This window comes from Streptomyces sp. NPDC046862 (assembly GCF_040704615.1).
GTDB lineage: Bacteria > Actinomycetota > Actinomycetes > Streptomycetales > Streptomycetaceae > Streptomyces.
On record NZ_JBEYXP010000001.1, the window covers coordinates 348,420 to 363,649 of the forward strand.

Sequence of the window (15,230 nt, forward strand, 5' to 3'; positions counted from 1 at the left end):
CGCGGCGTGGGACGACACAGCCGCAAGGGGCGGCCCGCCAAGGGCGGGACAACCGAGACATCCATGGCCCAGGCGCCACCGGTGGCCGGGACGCCCGGCACGCCTGCGCGCGGGATGCCGCGCCGCCAGGAGGGCGCACCCGCGCAGGGAGTGCCCCGATTCGCCGACGGCACCCCCGCGCGTGGGGTGCCGCGCATGCACGACGGGACGCCCGCTCAGGGCGTCCCGCGCTTTCCCGGGGCTCCCGGCGGTACGCCGACGCAGGGGGTGCCTCGCTTCCCGGACGGGACTCCGGCGCGTGGGGTTCCTCGGCTGCCTGACGGTACTCCGGCGCATGGTGTGCCGAGGCTTGCAGACGGGACGCCTGCGCGTGGGGTTCCGCGTGTGCCGGACGGGACGCCTGCTCGCGGGGTTCCTCGATTCGCCGACGGCACCCCCGCGCAGGGCACGCCTCAGGTGCGGGGCGGGCATCCGCAGCAGCGTGAACAGGGCGGGGCGTGGGGACGGTTCGCCGCCGCGGGCACTCCGCAGGGCATGACGCGGGGCGCTCCGCAGGGCATGCCGCAGGGTGCTCCGCAAGGTATGACGCAGGGTGCTCCGCAGGGCACGCCGCAAGGCGCAACGCAGGGCATGCCGCAGAGCGCGTCGTCCTCGGCGGGGTACGCGGACCCTCGCATACCGCGACAGCGGCAGCAGCCGGCCTCCGGTCACGGGCAGGAGGCCGGGGCCGGCGCGGCGTCTCGTGCGGGGCGTCCCGCCGGTTCCGGTGCCGGGCCGCGACAGGCCTACGTCGACGCCTTCGACGAGGTCGACGACGTCTTCGCTCCCGGTCGGACCCACCGTGCCGCCCCGGGCCCGGAGGCCGGCGAGGCCGAGGAAGCGGCGCTGCCGGACGGGACGGACGAGGCGCAGGAGACCGCGAAGGGCAAGGGGCCCAAGGGGCGGACGTTCACCGGGATCGCGGCCGCCGCGGTCACCACCGTGCTGGCCGTCGTCGTGGCCGGACAGGTCACCGTCGGCCCTGATGGTGTCTCCTTGCAGTCGCAGGCCGCCAAGGACGGTGAGCGCGAGGCCCGTGACTCCGCCTCACGGAGCGACAACCGGCCCACTCAGTCCGGGGCACCGAGCGCGGCCCCGCTGACGTACGACGAGCAGATGGGCAAGAAGTACCCGCTCTCCGCCGACCTCAAGGGGGACGGGAAGTTCCAGGCGGTCATGGGCTTCGACAAGGCGCCCGGCACGGGCCAGAAGTACCGGTACCGCGTCGACGTCGAGGAGGGACTCGGCCTCGACGCCGAGCTGTTCGCGAAGGCCGTGCAGAAGACCCTGAACGACGACCGGAGTTGGGCCCACAACGGCGGCCGCACCTTCGAGCGGATCTCCTCGGGGAAGCCGGACTTCGTGATCACGCTGGCCAGTCCGGGCACCACCGCCGACTGGTGCGCCAAGTCGGGTCTCGACACGACCGTCGACAACGTCTCCTGCGACTCGGCCGCCACCGACCGCGTGATGATCAACGCCTACCGCTGGGCCCAGGGCTCCAAGACGTACGGCGACAAGATGTACGCGTACCGGCAGATGCTGATCAACCACGAGGTCGGCCACCGCCTCGGCTACAACCATGTGACCTGCGACAAGGACGGCGAGCTCGCTCCCGTCATGCAACAGCAGACGAAGTTCCTGGACCACAACGGGATCCACTGCCGACCCAACCCCTGGCCGTTCCCAGGGAGTTGAGTACCCGGGAAGTGGCGGGAGCCGTGCATGACCTGCCGATACGCGGTCGCTTGATCCCTTAGCGCGACAAAACGCCGCCCGCACGCGAAAGTTACGACCGTTCACCCCTTTTGGTGGCGCGACGGACAACCGTCCGTCGCGCCACCGGCATGTCCGCATACGTTCGTCCCGCTGCGAGCCGCCGGTCCCACGGCGGCTCCCCAACGGGAGATCGGGGGTGCACGCGTGCGCATCGGACTGTTGACGGAGGGTGGCTATCCGTATGTGAGCGGTGACGCCAGGCTCTGGTGCGACCGGCTCGTGCGCGGACTCGGGCAGCACGAGTTCGACATCTACGCGCTGAGCCGCAGTGAGCAACAGGAGGACGAGGGCTGGATCCAGCTGCCGCCCCAGGTCAGCCGCGTACGGACGGCTCCGCTGTGGAGCGCGCCGGACGACGGCGTCGTCTACGGCCGCCGGGCCCGGCGGCGGTTCGCCGAGGCGTACGGGGAGCTGGCGGCGGCGGTGTGCGGCGCGGGTGTTTCGGAGGGCGCCCCGGGTGCCCCGGACGCCTCGGGCGGTACCCCGGGCGACGAGGCGGACCGTTTCGGCATCGCGCTGTACGGGCTCGCCGAACTCGCCCGCGACGAGGGCGGACTGGTCCGTGCCCTGCGCTCGGAAGCCGCCGTACGCATTCTGGAACGCGCCTGTCGCGCACCCGGCGCACTGCGCGCGGCGCGGGAGGCGCGCGTACCCGATCTGCTCACCGTCGCCGCACACCTCGAACGCGCCCTGCGCCCCCTCTCGCTCGACTGGTACGGGGACGACGGCCTCGGCTCGGTCGACCTCTGCCACGCGGCGGGCGGCGGACCGGCCGCACTGCCCGGGCTGGTGGCCCGGCACTTCTCGGGCGTTCCGCTGCTCGTGACGGAGTACGGGGTGCAGTTGCGGGCGCACTACCTCGCGGTCTCCGGCGACGCACCGGTCCGCTCGCTGCTCTCCGCCTTCCACCGGCGGCTGGCCGCCGAGGTGTACCGGCAGGCCGCCTGCGTCACGCCCGGCAACACCCACGCCCGCCGCTGGCAGGAACGCTGTGGCGCCGACCGCGCCAAGCTCCGGACGGTCTATCCCGGCATGGACGCGTCCCGCTTCGCGGACGTGGGCGAGTCGGCGGAGTGCGCCGACCCGTACACGCTCGTCTGGATCGGCCGCATCGAACCCGCCAAGGACCTGACCTCCCTGCTGCACGCCTTCGCGGAGATCCGCCGGAGCGAGCCGAAGGCACGGCTGCGGATCGTCGGCGTGCCCGCCGACGGGCCGGAGGGCGCGGCCTACCTCGGCCACTGCCGCATGCTGGCCGCGCAGCTCTTCCCCGACGAGGCGGAGGGCGCGCACGCCGTCGGCGACAGCCCGGTGTCGTTCGAGGAGATCGGCGGGCCGGACGTGCCGGACCTGGCGGAGGCGTACGCGGCAGGGGCGGTCGTCGTCCTGTCGAGTGTCGTGGAGGGCTTCCCGATCAGCCTCGTCGAAGCCATGTTCTGCGGGCGAGCGACCGTGTCGACCGACGTGGGCGCCGTGGTGGAGGTCATCGGCGGAACGGGGCTCGTGGTGCCGCCGCGCAATCCGCGGGCGCTCGCGGAGGCGTGCGTGGCACTGCTGCACGACCCCGAGCGCCGTGCACGCCTCGGCGCGGCCGCCCGCGCGCGAGCACTCGAACTCTTCACCGTCGAGCAGAACGTCCAGGCATTTCGTGGCATCTATCTCGAGATCGTCTCCCACTCACCGGTGCGGAGGATGGCCGTGGACGACATGGGTGACCCACTGCCCTTCGGCGTCCCCGCCGAGGCCTACGTCCCGGGACGGTGGACGGAGGTCGGCCTGACGGCGGAGAGCCGGTCGGCTGCGGAGGGCCCGTCGGCTGCGGAGGGCCGGCCGGGGGAGGGCCGTCCGGAGTGCGAGGGCCGTCCGAGTTGGGCGCTCGGGGTTCAGGCGGGGACGGCGGCTTCGGTCGGGGCGGCGGATGTGGCGGATGTGGTCGGGGCGGCGGCTCCGGCCCCGGCTTCGGGCGCGGCGTCGTCCGGGAAGCCCGTTCGGGCGGGGGAGGTGGCGGGATGAGCGAGCCGAGAGACGCCTTGAACCCCGTGGCTCCGGGCGTCAGCGAACCCTCCCATGAGCGCTCCCACGGGATCTCCCACGAGCTCCCCCATGACTCATCCGCTGCGCCCTCCTCCCGCCCGGCCGCTCTCTCGGCGACGGCGGCGAGCCGCAGACAGCCGGCCCGGCGAGGTGGCGGGGGCGCCGACCCCGTCAAGGCGCTGATGCACCGTCACCGCGCACTCTGCGAGCGGGCCGTCGACCCGCTCGAGATCGCTGCCGGGCTGGAGGCGCACGGTGTGACCGACCGCACCGCCGCCCGCTTCCGCCACCGCGACGTGTTCTCCCTGGCCGAGGAGATGTACGCGCGCGTGCCCCGCGACGAGGAGACACGGTCCACGGAGCACACGGCGACCGGCGCGCCAGGCGCACGCCCCGGGTGGGCGGCCCTCGCCCTGCTGCCGGGCGCCCTGTGCACGGCGGTCGTGCTCGGTGCACGGCTCACCGACGGCAGGCCCCGCCTGGTGATCGCCACCGCGGGCGCCCTCGCCGTGTTCCTGGGCCTGCGCCTGGCGCTCCGCCGAGGCCCGCTGCGCACCGCGCCTGCCACGACAGGTGGCACACGTACCTGGACGAGCGGCACACGTGCCTGGACGTGCTGGCTGTTGGCGTACGCCGTCGGGGGCGACGGCCTGCTGAGCGCCGGCCTGGAGGGCGGCCCGAGCGGCCTCTGGTCCCTGGCCCCCGCATCCGTCCTGGCCCTCGCCCTCGCCTACGCGCCGGCCGCCTGGTGCGCCCACCTCCTCGCCGTGCGCGCCCGCCGCAAGCTGGCCGCGAGCCGAGGCCTGGCCGACTTCGCCGACTCCGTACGCCCCGTGCTCCTCATGGTGTTCGTCCTCTTCCTGTGCGCGCTGGCCGCGCTGCTCGCCCTGTGCGGCGCGGCGCTGCACGAGCCCGCCGCATACGCCGCCGCCGGCTCCCTCGGCGCGCTGCTCCTGCTCGCCCGCCTCCTGACCGCGCACGGCTTCACCCGCGCTCCCGTCCTTGCCCTCGGCACGGCGGGAACCATCGAGGTGATCGCTCTCGCCGCGGTCTTCGCGAGCCGGCTGCCCGGCTGCTCCCTCCTGGCCGTCCCCGTCGACACCGTCGTCAGTGCCTCGGGGCCGGGCGCGGTCCCCGGTCTCGCGTGCGGCCTCGCCGCCCTGACCCTCCTGATCCACTCCACCCGCACCCTGACCCGGGCCTCGGCCCACGCCACGCCCTCCGGAGCACCGTGAACCCCGGCCCACCACCCGGCCCGGCGCACACCACCGGAGGAACCCCGAGCCGCCACGGACCCGTCCCGCTCGGAGCCCAGTGACTGTCCCGGGCCCAGTGACGAGTCCTCAGCCCATCCCTCCCGCGGGGCCGACACCGCGGGCCTTCCCTCGATTCACGGCAACCCACAAGGAGAACGTCAGATGATCACCTCCCGAACCGGACGATCCGCCCCGGGAGCCGCCCGATGAGGGTCCTGCTGATCGGAGCCAACGGATACCTGGGCCGCTTCGTCGCCGACCGCCTGCTCGCCGACCCGGCCGTGCAGCTCACCGCGCTCGGCCGTGGCGACGACGCCGACGTACGGTTCGACCTCGCCACCGGCAGCCCGGGCGCGCTCACCCGCTTCCTGGACGCCGTCCACCCCGGCGTCGTCGTCAACTGCGCCGGAGCGACCCGTGGCGGTGCCCGCGAACTCACCCGGCACAACACCGTCGCCGTCGCCACCGTCTGCGAGGCCCTCCGCCGCAGCGGCTGCGGGGCGCGCCTCGTCCAGATCGGGTGCGCCGCGGAGTACGGCCCCAGCCAGCACGGCTCCTCGACCGCCGAGGACGCCGTGCCCCGCCCCGGCGGCCCCTACGGCGTGAGCAAACTCGCCGCCACCGAACTGGTCCTCGGTTCCGGCCTGGACGCCGTCGTGCTGAGGGTGTTCTCACCCGCGGGTCCCGGCACCCCGGCCGGCTCCCCACTCGGCCGCCTCGCCGAGGCCATGCGCCGCGCCATGCAGTCCGGCGACGGAGAACTCAAACTCGGCGGCCTCGGCGTCCAGCGCGACTTCATCGACGTCCGCGACGTCGCCCGCGCCGTCCACGCCGCCTCACTCTCCGCGGCCCAGGGCGTGATCAACATCGGCTCCGGTCGTGCCGTGCGCCTGCGCGACGCCGCCGCCGTCCTCGCCCGCGTGGCCGGCTACGGCGGTGCCCTCCACGAACTCGACGGGCCCTCCGGCCACGTCAGGCCGTCCATCGGGCACCCCCGCCCCGAGCCGGACCACGCCGCCCCCTACCCCTACCCCGACGGCTGCGGCAGCTGGCAGCAGGCCGACGTGCGCACGGCCCGCGACCGCCTCGGCTGGCGGCCCCGCATCAACCTCGAAGAGTCCCTCGCCGACATCTGGATGGAGGCGGCATGCCGCATCTGACCAGTACGGCCGTCGGCACCGCGAGTACCGGCGCGGTCCTCGGGTTCGGCATCCCCGGCTATGCACACCCCCTTCTCGCACCGAGGGAATGGGGCGAACTCACCCGCCCAGGCACCCCTCTGCACTGGGTCGTCCTCAACGTCGGCGGCGGCCCCGGCACGCGGCCCGACCCGAAATGCCTGGAGGCGGCCGGCCGACTGCGCAACGCGGGCATCCGCGTGCTCGGCCACCTGGACGCGACGTACGGCGCTCGCACCTCGGGTGAACTGCTCTTCGACGCGCACCGGTATCTCGGCTGGTATCGGGTCGACGGCTTCCTCCTGCACCGCTGCCCCGCCGACCGTGCGGCGCTCCCCGAGGTCCGCCGCACGGTCACCACGCTCCGGGAACGGCTCGACGGAGGACACATCGTCCTCGGCCACGGCACCCACCCGTACCCCGGATATGTGGAGCACGCCGATCAGCTGGTGACCTTCTCCGGGCCCTGGAGCGACTACCGCTGGTCGCAGGTGGCCGAGTGGACCGCCGACCATCCACCCGAACGCTTCTGTCACTTCGTGCACGGCGTGCCCCGCGGCCACCTCGACGAGGCCCTCCGCGTCGCCCGCTGGCAGGGCGCGGCCACCATCTACTTCACTGATCGCACGGACAGCGGCGGTCGCACCGACCCCTGGGAGACCATGCCCGGCTACTGGGACGACATCGTCTCGCGTGTTGGACCGGGTGTCTCGGAATGAAAAAGGGCGTGGCAGTGTTACGGAAAGAACAACCGTAGTGATTGACCGATCAACGGAGTCCCCGTGTCGCTGCCACCCCTGGTAGAGCCCGCTTCTGAGCTCACCGTAGACGAGGTCCGCAGGTACTCCCGCCACCTGATCATCCCCGACGTCGGGATGGACGGGCAGAAGCGGCTGAAGAACGCCAAGGTGCTCTGTGTGGGCGCCGGCGGCCTGGGCTCGCCGGCGCTGATGTACCTGGCCGCGGCCGGCGTCGGCACGCTCGGCATCGTGGAGTTCGACGAGGTCGACGAGTCCAACCTGCAGCGTCAGATCATCCACAGCCAGTCCGACATCGGCCGCTCCAAGGCCGAGTCCGCGCGCGACTCGGTCAAGGGCATCAACCCGTACGTGAACGTCATCCTTCACGAAGAGCGGCTCGAGGCCGACAACGTGATGGACATCTTCAGCCAGTACGACCTGATCGTCGACGGCACCGACAACTTCGCGACCCGCTACCTGGTCAACGACGCGTGCGTGCTGCTGAACAAGCCCTACGTGTGGGGCTCGATCTACCGCTTCGACGGCCAGGCCTCCGTGTTCTGGTCCGAGCACGGCCCCTGCTACCGCTGCCTCTACCCGGAGCCCCCGCCGCCGGGCATGGTCCCCTCCTGCGCCGAGGGCGGCGTCCTGGGCGTGCTGTGCGCGTCCATCGGCTCCATCCAGGTCAACGAGGCCATCAAGCTCCTCGCGGGTATCGGCGAGCCCCTCGTCGGCCGCCTGATGATCTACGACGCCCTGGAGATGCAGTACCGGCAGGTCAAGGTCCGCAAGGACCCCAACTGCGCGGTCTGCGGCGACAACCCGACCGTCACCGAGCTCATCGACTACGAGGCCTTCTGCGGCGTCGTCTCCGAGGAGGCCCAGGAGGCGGCCGCCGGCTCGACGATCACTCCCAAGCAGCTCAAGGAGTGGATCGACGACGGCGAGAACATCGACATCATCGACGTCCGCGAGATCAACGAGTACGAGATCGTCTCGATCCCCGGCGCCCGGCTGATCCCCAAGAACGAGTTCCTCATGGGCTCCGCCCTGGAGAACCTCCCGCAGGACAAGAAGATCGTCTTGCACTGCAAGACGGGTGTCCGCAGTGCGGAAGTACTCGCCGTCCTCAAGTCGGCGGGCTTCGCCGACGCCGTCCACGTCGGCGGCGGCGTCATCGGCTGGGTCAACCAGATCGAGCCCGACAAGCCGGTCTACTAGGCACACGCCTCTCGCGGAGGGGCTCGGCACCGTGTGTGCCGGGCCCCTTTTCGTTGCCCAGGGGGGCAGTGGCGGTGTGGGGACGGGGCACCGGGCCGGCAGCCCGTGCCCCGGCCGGGCTACGAGCAGACCTTGCCGTCCTCGGGCACCTTGCCCTTCAACAGGTACGCGTCCACCGTCGAGTCGACGCAGTCGCTTCCGCTCCCGTATGCCCCATGGCCCTCGCCCTTCCAGGTGAGCTCCACACCGACGTCGTCGCCCAACTCGTCCGCCATCTTCCTCGCGCCCTCGTACGGCGTCGCCGGGTCCCCGGTGTTGCCCACGACCAGCACCGGCTCGGCCCCCGGAGCGCTCACCTCGGGCGTGTCGAACTGGCCCGGTACCGGCCAGTCGTGACACCAGCCCGCCGTGTCCCAGCCCAGGAACTCCCCGAACACCGGCGAGATCCTGCGGAATTCGGGCAGCAGCTTCTTCGTCTCCTCGGCGGTCGGCCGCTGCTTCTGGTCCAAGCACGATATGACCCGTTGTGAATGCGTCGTCGTGCCGTAGCGTCCGGAGGGGTCGCGCTCGTTGTAGCCGTCGGCGAGCGCCAGCAGCTCGGAGCCGTCCCCGTCCTCGGCCGCCTTGAGCGCGCTGGTCAGGGTCGGCCAGCTCTGCTCGCTGTAGAGCGGCAGGACGATGCCGGTGACGGCCAGTGTCTGGGTGAGCTCGCGGCCGGACGACGCCGGCAGTGGTTTGGCGTCGATCCGCTTCAGGAGGTCCACGATCTTCCGCGTGCCCTCCTTCGGGTTCTGTCCCGTCGACTTGAGGTAGTTGTCGAGGGCGCGCTGGAATCCGCGTGCCTGGTTCCTGGCGTGACCCTCCGCGTCGGCGCTCGGGTCGACGACCGCGTCCAGCACCAGACGCCCCACGTTCTTGGGGAACAGGTGGGCGTAGACCCCGCCGAGCTCCGTTCCGTACGAGATGCCGAAGTAGTGGGTCTGTTTGTCACCGAGTACCTGACGCATCAGGTCCATGTCGCGGGCCGTGTCGGTCGTCGAGACGTGCGACAGCAGCTTGCCCGCGGCCTTCTCGCAGCCCGCTCCGAAGTCGGCCGCGTCCTTGAGGTACGCCGTCTCCTCGGCCGCGTCGTCCGGCGTGGCGTCCACCGACTCAGCGGCCTGGATGTCCTTGTCGGTGCGGCAGCGCACCCCCTCGCTGCCGCCGACCCCGCGCGGATCCCAGCTCACCAGGTCGTACCGCTCGTGCAGGCTGCTGACGATGTCGGCGTACGAGGGCATCATCGAGACGCCCGAGCCGCCGGGGCCCCCGAAGTTGAACAGGAGCGATCCGATGCGGCCGCCCTGGCCGCCGGTCGACTTCGAACGGATCAGCGCGAGTCCGATCGTCTCCCCGCTCGGCTTCTTCCAGTCGAGGGGCGTCTTCAGCGTGGCGCACTGCCAGTCGCCGCCGGGTGCCGGGCCCTCCGCCGTCGCCTTGCAGCGGCCCCAGTCGAGCTTCTGGGAGGTGAGGGAGGCGGGCAGCTTCGATGACGTGTCCGAGGATGACGGGGCCGACGCTCCCGCGTCGTCCTTCCCGTCGTCCGAGCCGCCTCCGGATGATCCGCCGCTGCAGCCGGCCATGAACACCGCGGCGGCGGCCAGAGCCGTCCACCGTCCGTATCGCGCCATGAGCAATTCCCCCCTCGCCTCGTCGTCCGCCGGATGTCGCGGATGACAGTCATGCCATCGTAGGCGTACTGCCACGAACGGCACGGCGGCCTGTGGATAACTCTGTGACCTGCGCTTTTGTAGGTGTACAGCGCAAACGCACGTCACTTTCTCACGAGCAGACGCTCCCCGCCTCGGGCGTCTTCCCCTGCAGCAGGTAGGCGTCCACGGCACCCCGCACGCACTTGTTCCCGCTGCTGTACGCGCCGTGCCCCTGCCCCTTGTACGTGAGCTCGACCCCGACTCCCTCACCCAGCGCCTCCACCATCTTCCGCGCGCCCTCGTACGGTGTGGCCGGGTCGCCGGTGTTGCCGATCACGACGATCGGCGCCGCGCCGGGCGCACTCACGTCGGGGTGGTCGGCGGCGCCGGGCACGGCCCAGTCGGTGCAGCTGATCATCTCCCAGGCAAGGGTGTCGCCGAAGAGAGGGGAGGCGGCCCGGAACTCGGGCAGCTTCGCCGTCACGTCCTCGACGGTGTAGCGGGGCTTGTCGTCCGCGCAGTTGATGGCGACGTTCGCGGGGATGAGATTGCTGTACTCACCGTCCTCGTTCTTCCCGTTCAGTGAGTCGGCCAGCAGCATCAGCAGCTTGCCGTCGCCTTGGTACGCCTGGGCCAGGCCCTGCGTCAGGTACTCCCAGAAGTCCCGGGAGTAAAGGGTCTGGAGGATTCCGTCCGTGGCGAGTGACTGGGTCAGCTCGTGTGGGAAGACGCCGGGGATCGGCTTGGCGTCGAGATCCTTCAGGAACCCGGCGATCCGGTCCTTGACCTGCTGCGCGGTGTCCCCGACGGGGCATCTCTCCTTCTTCGAGACGCAGTCCTGCGCGTAGTTGTCGAGCGCGAGCTGGAAGCCCTTGGCCTGCCCGAGCGAGCCCTGTTCCGGGTCCTGCGTCGGGTCGACGACCGCGTCGAAGACGGCCCGCCCCACGTTCTTGGGGAAGAGGTGGGCGTACACGCCACCGAGCTCGGTTCCGTACGAGATGCCGAAGTAGTACAAGTTGCTGTCGCCGAGAACCTGGCGCATCAGGTCCATGTCGCGTGCCGCGTCCGTGGTGCGGACGTGCGGGAGCGTCGCGCCGGACTTCTTCTCGCAGGCCGAGTTGAACGACTCGGTGCTGTCGCGGAGCTTCTCCTCCTCGGTGGCGTCGTCGGGTGTCATGTCCTGCTGGAGGTACTCGTCGAGCCCCTCGGTGTTCTCGCACTCGACGCCCTCGCTGCGGCCGACTCCGCGCGGGTCGAAGCTCACCAGGTCGTACCGGGTGCGCAGTTTCGCGAAGTCGTCGGCGAAGGAGGGCAGGCCGGTGACTCCCGAACCGCCGGGTCCGCCGAAGTTGAAGACGAGGGAGCCGATGCGTTCGCTCCTGTCGCCGCTCGCCTCCGCCCTGATGAGCGCGATACCGATCGTGTCTCCCTTGGGATCGTCCCAGTCGAGCGGCGCCTTCATGGTGGCGCACTCCCACATGTCACCGTCCGGCAGCGGTGAGGGTGCCTGCCCTCCGCCCTCGGACGTGGACGGCGCCGGGCAGTCCTTCCAGCTCAGCTTCTGGTCCGTCAGGTCCTCGCCCTTGGCGTCGCCGTCCCCGCAGCCCGCCGAGAGCGGACACAGCAGGAGGGCTGTGGCGGTCAGGGCGGCGGCGCGCAGCCGGGGCTGGGTGGGCATGCTTCCCATCCTGGCGGCGCTCCGTCCGGTGCGCTCGGGGCGCGAGCCGGGCGGGTGAGGACCGTTTACCGACGGTCACGCGCGCATGCGCCGCGTTTTCCGCGCACGCCGACCCGTCACGCGCACGCACGCCGACCCGTCGGCCGTGGGCGACCGTCAGCCGTGCGCACGCCGATCCGTAGCCGTACGCGCGTCTACAGCGCGCCCTTGCGTGTCAGGTGGTTGAACGCCAGCCAGCCCGGCAGCACGGGCAGCCACAGCGTGAGCAGCCGGTACAGGAGCACCGCGGGCGCCGCGACCTCCTTGGGGAGCCCGACCGCGATCAGACCGACGGTGAGGGTGGCCTCGACCGCGCCCACACCACCCGGCGTCGGTGCCGCGGAGCCGAGCGCGTTGCCCGCGAGGAAGACGACCGCCACGCTGGCGATGCTCAAGGAAGGCATGCCCTCGCTGCCGAACGCCCGGACCGACGCGTCCAGGCACATCACGAAGCAGGCGGTGAGCAGCAGCATGCCGCCGATGCCCGTGACCAGCTTCTGCGGCCGCTGAAGCACGTCCAGCATGCGCGGCACGACTCCCGCGAACAGCGACCTCACGCGCGTGACGACGAACTTGCGCAGGAACGGCACCGATGTCACCACGAGTACGAGGACCGCGACCGTCAGCAGCCCCGCGATGACGGTGCGGGACGGCGACAAGGAGGGCGTCTTCTCGGTGCCCGTCAGATAACCGAAGGACAGCAGCATCAGGATGTGGCAGCCCAGCCCGAACAGCTGCGACGCGCCGACACTCGCCACCGCGAGCCCCGGTCGCACCCCCGAGCGCTGCAGGAACCGCGCGTTGAGGGCGACGCCACCCACCGCGGCGGGCGCCACGATCTTCACGAACGATCCGGCGACCTGCGCCGCGACGGTCCGCAGGAACGGCACCCGCTCGGGCACGAAGCCCAGCAGGCTCATCGCCGCCGCGACATAGCTCAGCGCCGAGAAGGCGACGGCCGCGGCGACCCAGCCCCACTGAGCGTTCTCGATGAGCGGCCCGAACTCGATGTGGGCGAGCTGCGTCAGCAGGAAGTACGCGCCGATCGCGCCGGCCATGAAACTGATCAGCGTACGCGGCCTGATGCGCTCCAGCCGGGCCGGCTCGACCGGCGCCTGCGGCCTGATCAGCAGCACCTGGTGGCGGATCTGGCTGAGCAGGTCCTCCTCGCGCGCCTCCTCGATGGCTTCGTCGATCGCGCGCTTCTCGGCTCGCTGCTCGGCGCGTACGGCCTTCTTGTCGGGCTTCTCGGCGGGTTGCTCGGCGGCGGACGCCTCGGACTCCTCCAGACGGGCCTCCTTGGCGTGCTGGGACGCCTCCAGGACCGCCTCGCGCTCGCGTTCCGCCCGCTCCCGTGCCAGCCGGCGCAGCGTCGCGCGCGTGGAGCGCGACAGTGCGATGGGCTGCAGCAGCGGCAGGCAGTCGGCCACCGCGTCGGGGCCGAGCACGCTCACGGCGGAGCCCACCGCGCGCTCGGCGCCCACCCGCAGGCCGAGCGTCGTCAGCAGCTGGGACACGTCCATGCGCAGCAGCAGGTCACCGGCCGCGATCTCGCCGACGCGCAGATCGGTGAGGATCACCGTGCCGGAACGATCCACCAGGATCGCGTCACCCACAAGCATGCGGTGCGCGATGCGCCGCGACTGCAGCGCCTTCACCTGGTCCCAGGTGTCGTGCAGCAGCTCGTCGGTGATCTCCTCGTCCGCCAGGGAGTCGAGGGTGCGCCCGCCGGTGTGCTCGTAGACGAGCATCACGGCGTCGGGGCCGAGTTCCGAGGTCGCGATCAGCTTGGGCGCGTTGGCGCCGGCCGCGATGGCCGCGTAGGCGAGCAGGGCCTCCTGCTCCAGCGCCTGGCGCAGGGACTGCAGGCTGCGGCGGGTGGCGAGACCGCGCAGGGTGAGGTTGCGCCAGGCGCGGTAGAAGAAGCCCTGTGCCTGCTGCTCCCGGTCCACCACCGTGACGTCGAGCGGTGAGCCGTCCTCGAGCGTCACGAAGTACCTGCGGCCCCGGTCGCCGCTCTCGGCGGTGTCCGGGACCTCCTCGCGGCTCGCGCTCACGGGCTTGAATCCGACGCGCCGCAGCCCGGCCATCAGGGTGCGCCCGGTGGGGCGCACGTTCGGCGAGCCGACCGCGTACAGCGTCCCGTAGGCCACGGTCCAGCCGATCAGCACCGTCAGGATGATCGAGAACGGTGTCGTGTACCCGGTGACCAGCATCGAGAACGCGTCGAGCAGCAGCACGATCCACAGCACCGCGCGCCAGCGCGGTCTGCGGGACATGCCGACTGCCGTCATGTACGCGATGACGGGTGCGAGATAGCCGTGCACGGGGTCCGTGAGGGCGGTGATGTCTCCCGGCGAGGGCTGGGTGAGCGCCTCCTGGATCGAGTCCGGGGCCGCTCTGGCGACCCACAGGTCGGTGGCGAGGGTCACTCCGTGCGCGAGGACCGCCGCGAGTACGCCGTCGGCGATGCGCAGGCCGTCGCGTTTGATCAGCCGCTCGATCGCGAAGGCGACCGGCACCAGGAGGATCGCGATGCTCGACGCCAGACCCGCGATCTTGATCAGCAGATCGGGTGCCTGTCCGGTGCCCTTGTTGATGTCCTGCTCGAGTCCGGACGTGGTGCCGTGCGCGAACGCGGCGATCGCCAGCAGCACCACGATCGCGAGCAGGCCCACCGAGAGCCTCATGAGGTCGGACGGGCGGTGCACGCGCGCGGGGAGCAGCGGTTCGTCGCCCTCCACCTCGTCGGCGTACGCCTCGTCCGAGGTCTCCGTGTCGCCCTCGGCCTGCGGTTTCTCGTTTTCGTTTGTCTTGGGGGCGGGTGTCTTTCCGGTCGTCTCAGGGGCGGGCGACGCGCCGGTCGCCTGGTCCTCGTCGGAGGTGTCCGGACGCGACGACGCGTCAGAGGTGCCCGCAGCGTCTTCTGGGTGCACGCTCTGCTGCCTCATCGTCTCTTCTTGGTCTCGTATCACCGGTCACCGCCCGCACGATGGTGGCATGCCCCGTCGACACGCGCGGGCATCAGGGTGCGATACGGGGGCGCACAGTCTGCCCGAAGCGCGGCGAGAGGGCGAGGAATACGCGCTGCCGCCACCACGTCCCATTGTCGGTGGGGTCGGGCAGGATGGGGCGGATGAGCGAGGAGAGCTTTCCGGCGGACGCCCTGCCGGAGTACGCGGAGCGGGTCCTTGAGGTCGCCGAGATGATCCCGCCCGGGCGCGTCATGACGTACGGCGATGTCGCCGAGTGGCTGGAAGAGGGCGGCCCGCGCCAGGTCGGACGCGTGATGGCCCTCTACGGAGGCGCGGTTCCGTGGTGGCGGGTCATACGCGCGGACGGCGTGCTGCTCCCGGGCCACGAGCTGGACGCCCTGGGGCACTACCGCACCGAGGGCACACCGCTGCGCGAGGCGAGCCGCGCCTCCGAGGGACATGTGCCGCGGGTCGACATGAAGCGGGCGCGATGGGACGGCGCCGGACGCGCGCAGGATCACACCTGACAGCTTCCGGCGCCGGGCGGGCGAAGCGGCGCCCCGTGCCCCGTACGGGGGAAGCGGGGGACGTCCGTGGCAT

General features: G+C 71.7%; 10 protein-coding genes. 7 read left to right on the forward strand and 3 right to left on the reverse strand.

Going from position 1 to position 15,230, the window contains the following annotated elements; all coding sequences use genetic code 11:
* Window positions 1-6: 6 nt before the first annotated feature.
* The 6 genes from AB0959_RS01590 to moeZ all read left to right on the forward strand — a co-directional run bounded on the left by AB0959_RS01590 (window position 7) and on the right by moeZ (window position 8,247).
* Window positions 7-1,737 carry a DUF3152 domain-containing protein gene (locus AB0959_RS01590; protein ID WP_366824186.1) on the forward strand — a complete coding sequence of 577 codons (1,731 nt, stop codon included), beginning with the start codon at window positions 7-9 and terminating at the stop codon, window positions 1,735-1,737.
* 225 nt (window positions 1,738-1,962) lie between these two features.
* Window positions 1,963-3,831: a DUF3492 domain-containing protein gene (locus tag AB0959_RS01595; RefSeq protein WP_366824187.1), complete on the forward strand. Its 1,869-nt coding sequence runs from the start codon at window positions 1,963-1,965 to the stop codon at window positions 3,829-3,831.
* Window positions 3,828-5,087 (forward strand): hypothetical protein, encoded by a 1,260-nt coding sequence (locus tag AB0959_RS01600; protein ID WP_366824188.1) that lies wholly within the window; start codon window positions 3,828-3,830, stop codon window positions 5,085-5,087. Before AB0959_RS01595 ends, AB0959_RS01600 begins: the two co-directional genes overlap by 4 nt.
* A gap of 227 nt (window positions 5,088-5,314) precedes the next feature.
* Window positions 5,315-6,268 carry an NAD-dependent epimerase/dehydratase gene (locus AB0959_RS01605; protein WP_366824189.1) on the forward strand — a complete coding sequence of 318 codons (954 nt, stop codon included), beginning with the start codon at window positions 5,315-5,317 and terminating at the stop codon, window positions 6,266-6,268.
* On the forward strand, window positions 6,256-7,005 hold the full coding sequence (locus AB0959_RS01610) for a spherulation-specific family 4 protein (protein WP_366824190.1): 750 nt from the start codon (window positions 6,256-6,258) through the stop codon (window positions 7,003-7,005). The genes AB0959_RS01605 and AB0959_RS01610 overlap by 13 nt, the downstream gene beginning before the upstream one ends.
* Before the next feature lie 63 nt (window positions 7,006-7,068).
* Complete coding sequence (gene moeZ / locus AB0959_RS01615) at window positions 7,069-8,247, forward strand: adenylyltransferase/sulfurtransferase MoeZ (protein WP_366824191.1); 1,179 nt, start codon at window positions 7,069-7,071, stop codon at window positions 8,245-8,247.
* Between the two features lie 119 nt (window positions 8,248-8,366).
* Here the strand turns inward: moeZ and AB0959_RS01620 are convergent, their stop codons facing one another.
* From AB0959_RS01620 to AB0959_RS01630, 3 genes are all read right to left on the reverse strand, one after another.
* Window positions 8,367-9,917: an alpha/beta hydrolase gene (locus AB0959_RS01620; protein WP_366824192.1), complete on the reverse strand. Its 1,551-nt coding sequence runs from the start codon at window positions 9,915-9,917 to the stop codon at window positions 8,367-8,369.
* Between the two features lie 151 nt (window positions 9,918-10,068).
* A complete protein-coding gene (locus AB0959_RS01625) occupies window positions 10,069-11,616 on the reverse strand; it encodes an alpha/beta fold hydrolase (protein WP_366824193.1) in 1,548 nt (515 codons plus the stop codon).
* Window positions 11,617-11,810: 194 nt separating this feature from the next.
* A complete protein-coding gene (locus AB0959_RS01630; RefSeq protein WP_366824194.1) occupies window positions 11,811-14,606 on the reverse strand; it encodes a lysylphosphatidylglycerol synthase transmembrane domain-containing protein in 2,796 nt (931 codons plus the stop codon).
* Window positions 14,607-14,791: 185 nt separating this feature from the next.
* Between AB0959_RS01630 and AB0959_RS01635 the strand changes: the two genes are divergently transcribed.
* Complete coding sequence (locus tag AB0959_RS01635; RefSeq protein ID WP_366824195.1) at window positions 14,792-15,157, forward strand: MGMT family protein; 366 nt, start codon at window positions 14,792-14,794, stop codon at window positions 15,155-15,157.
* The last annotated feature ends 73 nt before the right edge of the window (window positions 15,158-15,230 follow it).

Bases quoted from the DNA above. Each gene is read 5' to 3' on its own strand.
- AB0959_RS01620 (WP_366824192.1), bottom strand. From the start codon at position 9,917: ATGGCGCGATACGGACGGTGGACGGCTCTGGCCGCCGCCGCGGTGTTC.
- AB0959_RS01630 (WP_366824194.1), bottom strand. From the start codon at position 14,606: ATGAGGCAGCAGAGCGTGCACCCAGAAGACGCTGCGGGCACCTCTGAC.
- AB0959_RS01625 (WP_366824193.1), bottom strand. From the start codon at position 11,616: ATGCCCACCCAGCCCCGGCTGCGCGCCGCCGCCCTGACCGCCACAGCC.
- AB0959_RS01605 (WP_366824189.1), top strand. From the start codon at position 5,315: ATGAGGGTCCTGCTGATCGGAGCCAACGGATACCTGGGCCGCTTCGTC.
- AB0959_RS01635 (WP_366824195.1), top strand. From the start codon at position 14,792: ATGAGCGAGGAGAGCTTTCCGGCGGACGCCCTGCCGGAGTACGCGGAG.
- AB0959_RS01600 (WP_366824188.1), top strand. From the start codon at position 3,828: ATGAGCGAGCCGAGAGACGCCTTGAACCCCGTGGCTCCGGGCGTCAGC.
- AB0959_RS01610 (WP_366824190.1), top strand. From the start codon at position 6,256: ATGCCGCATCTGACCAGTACGGCCGTCGGCACCGCGAGTACCGGCGCG.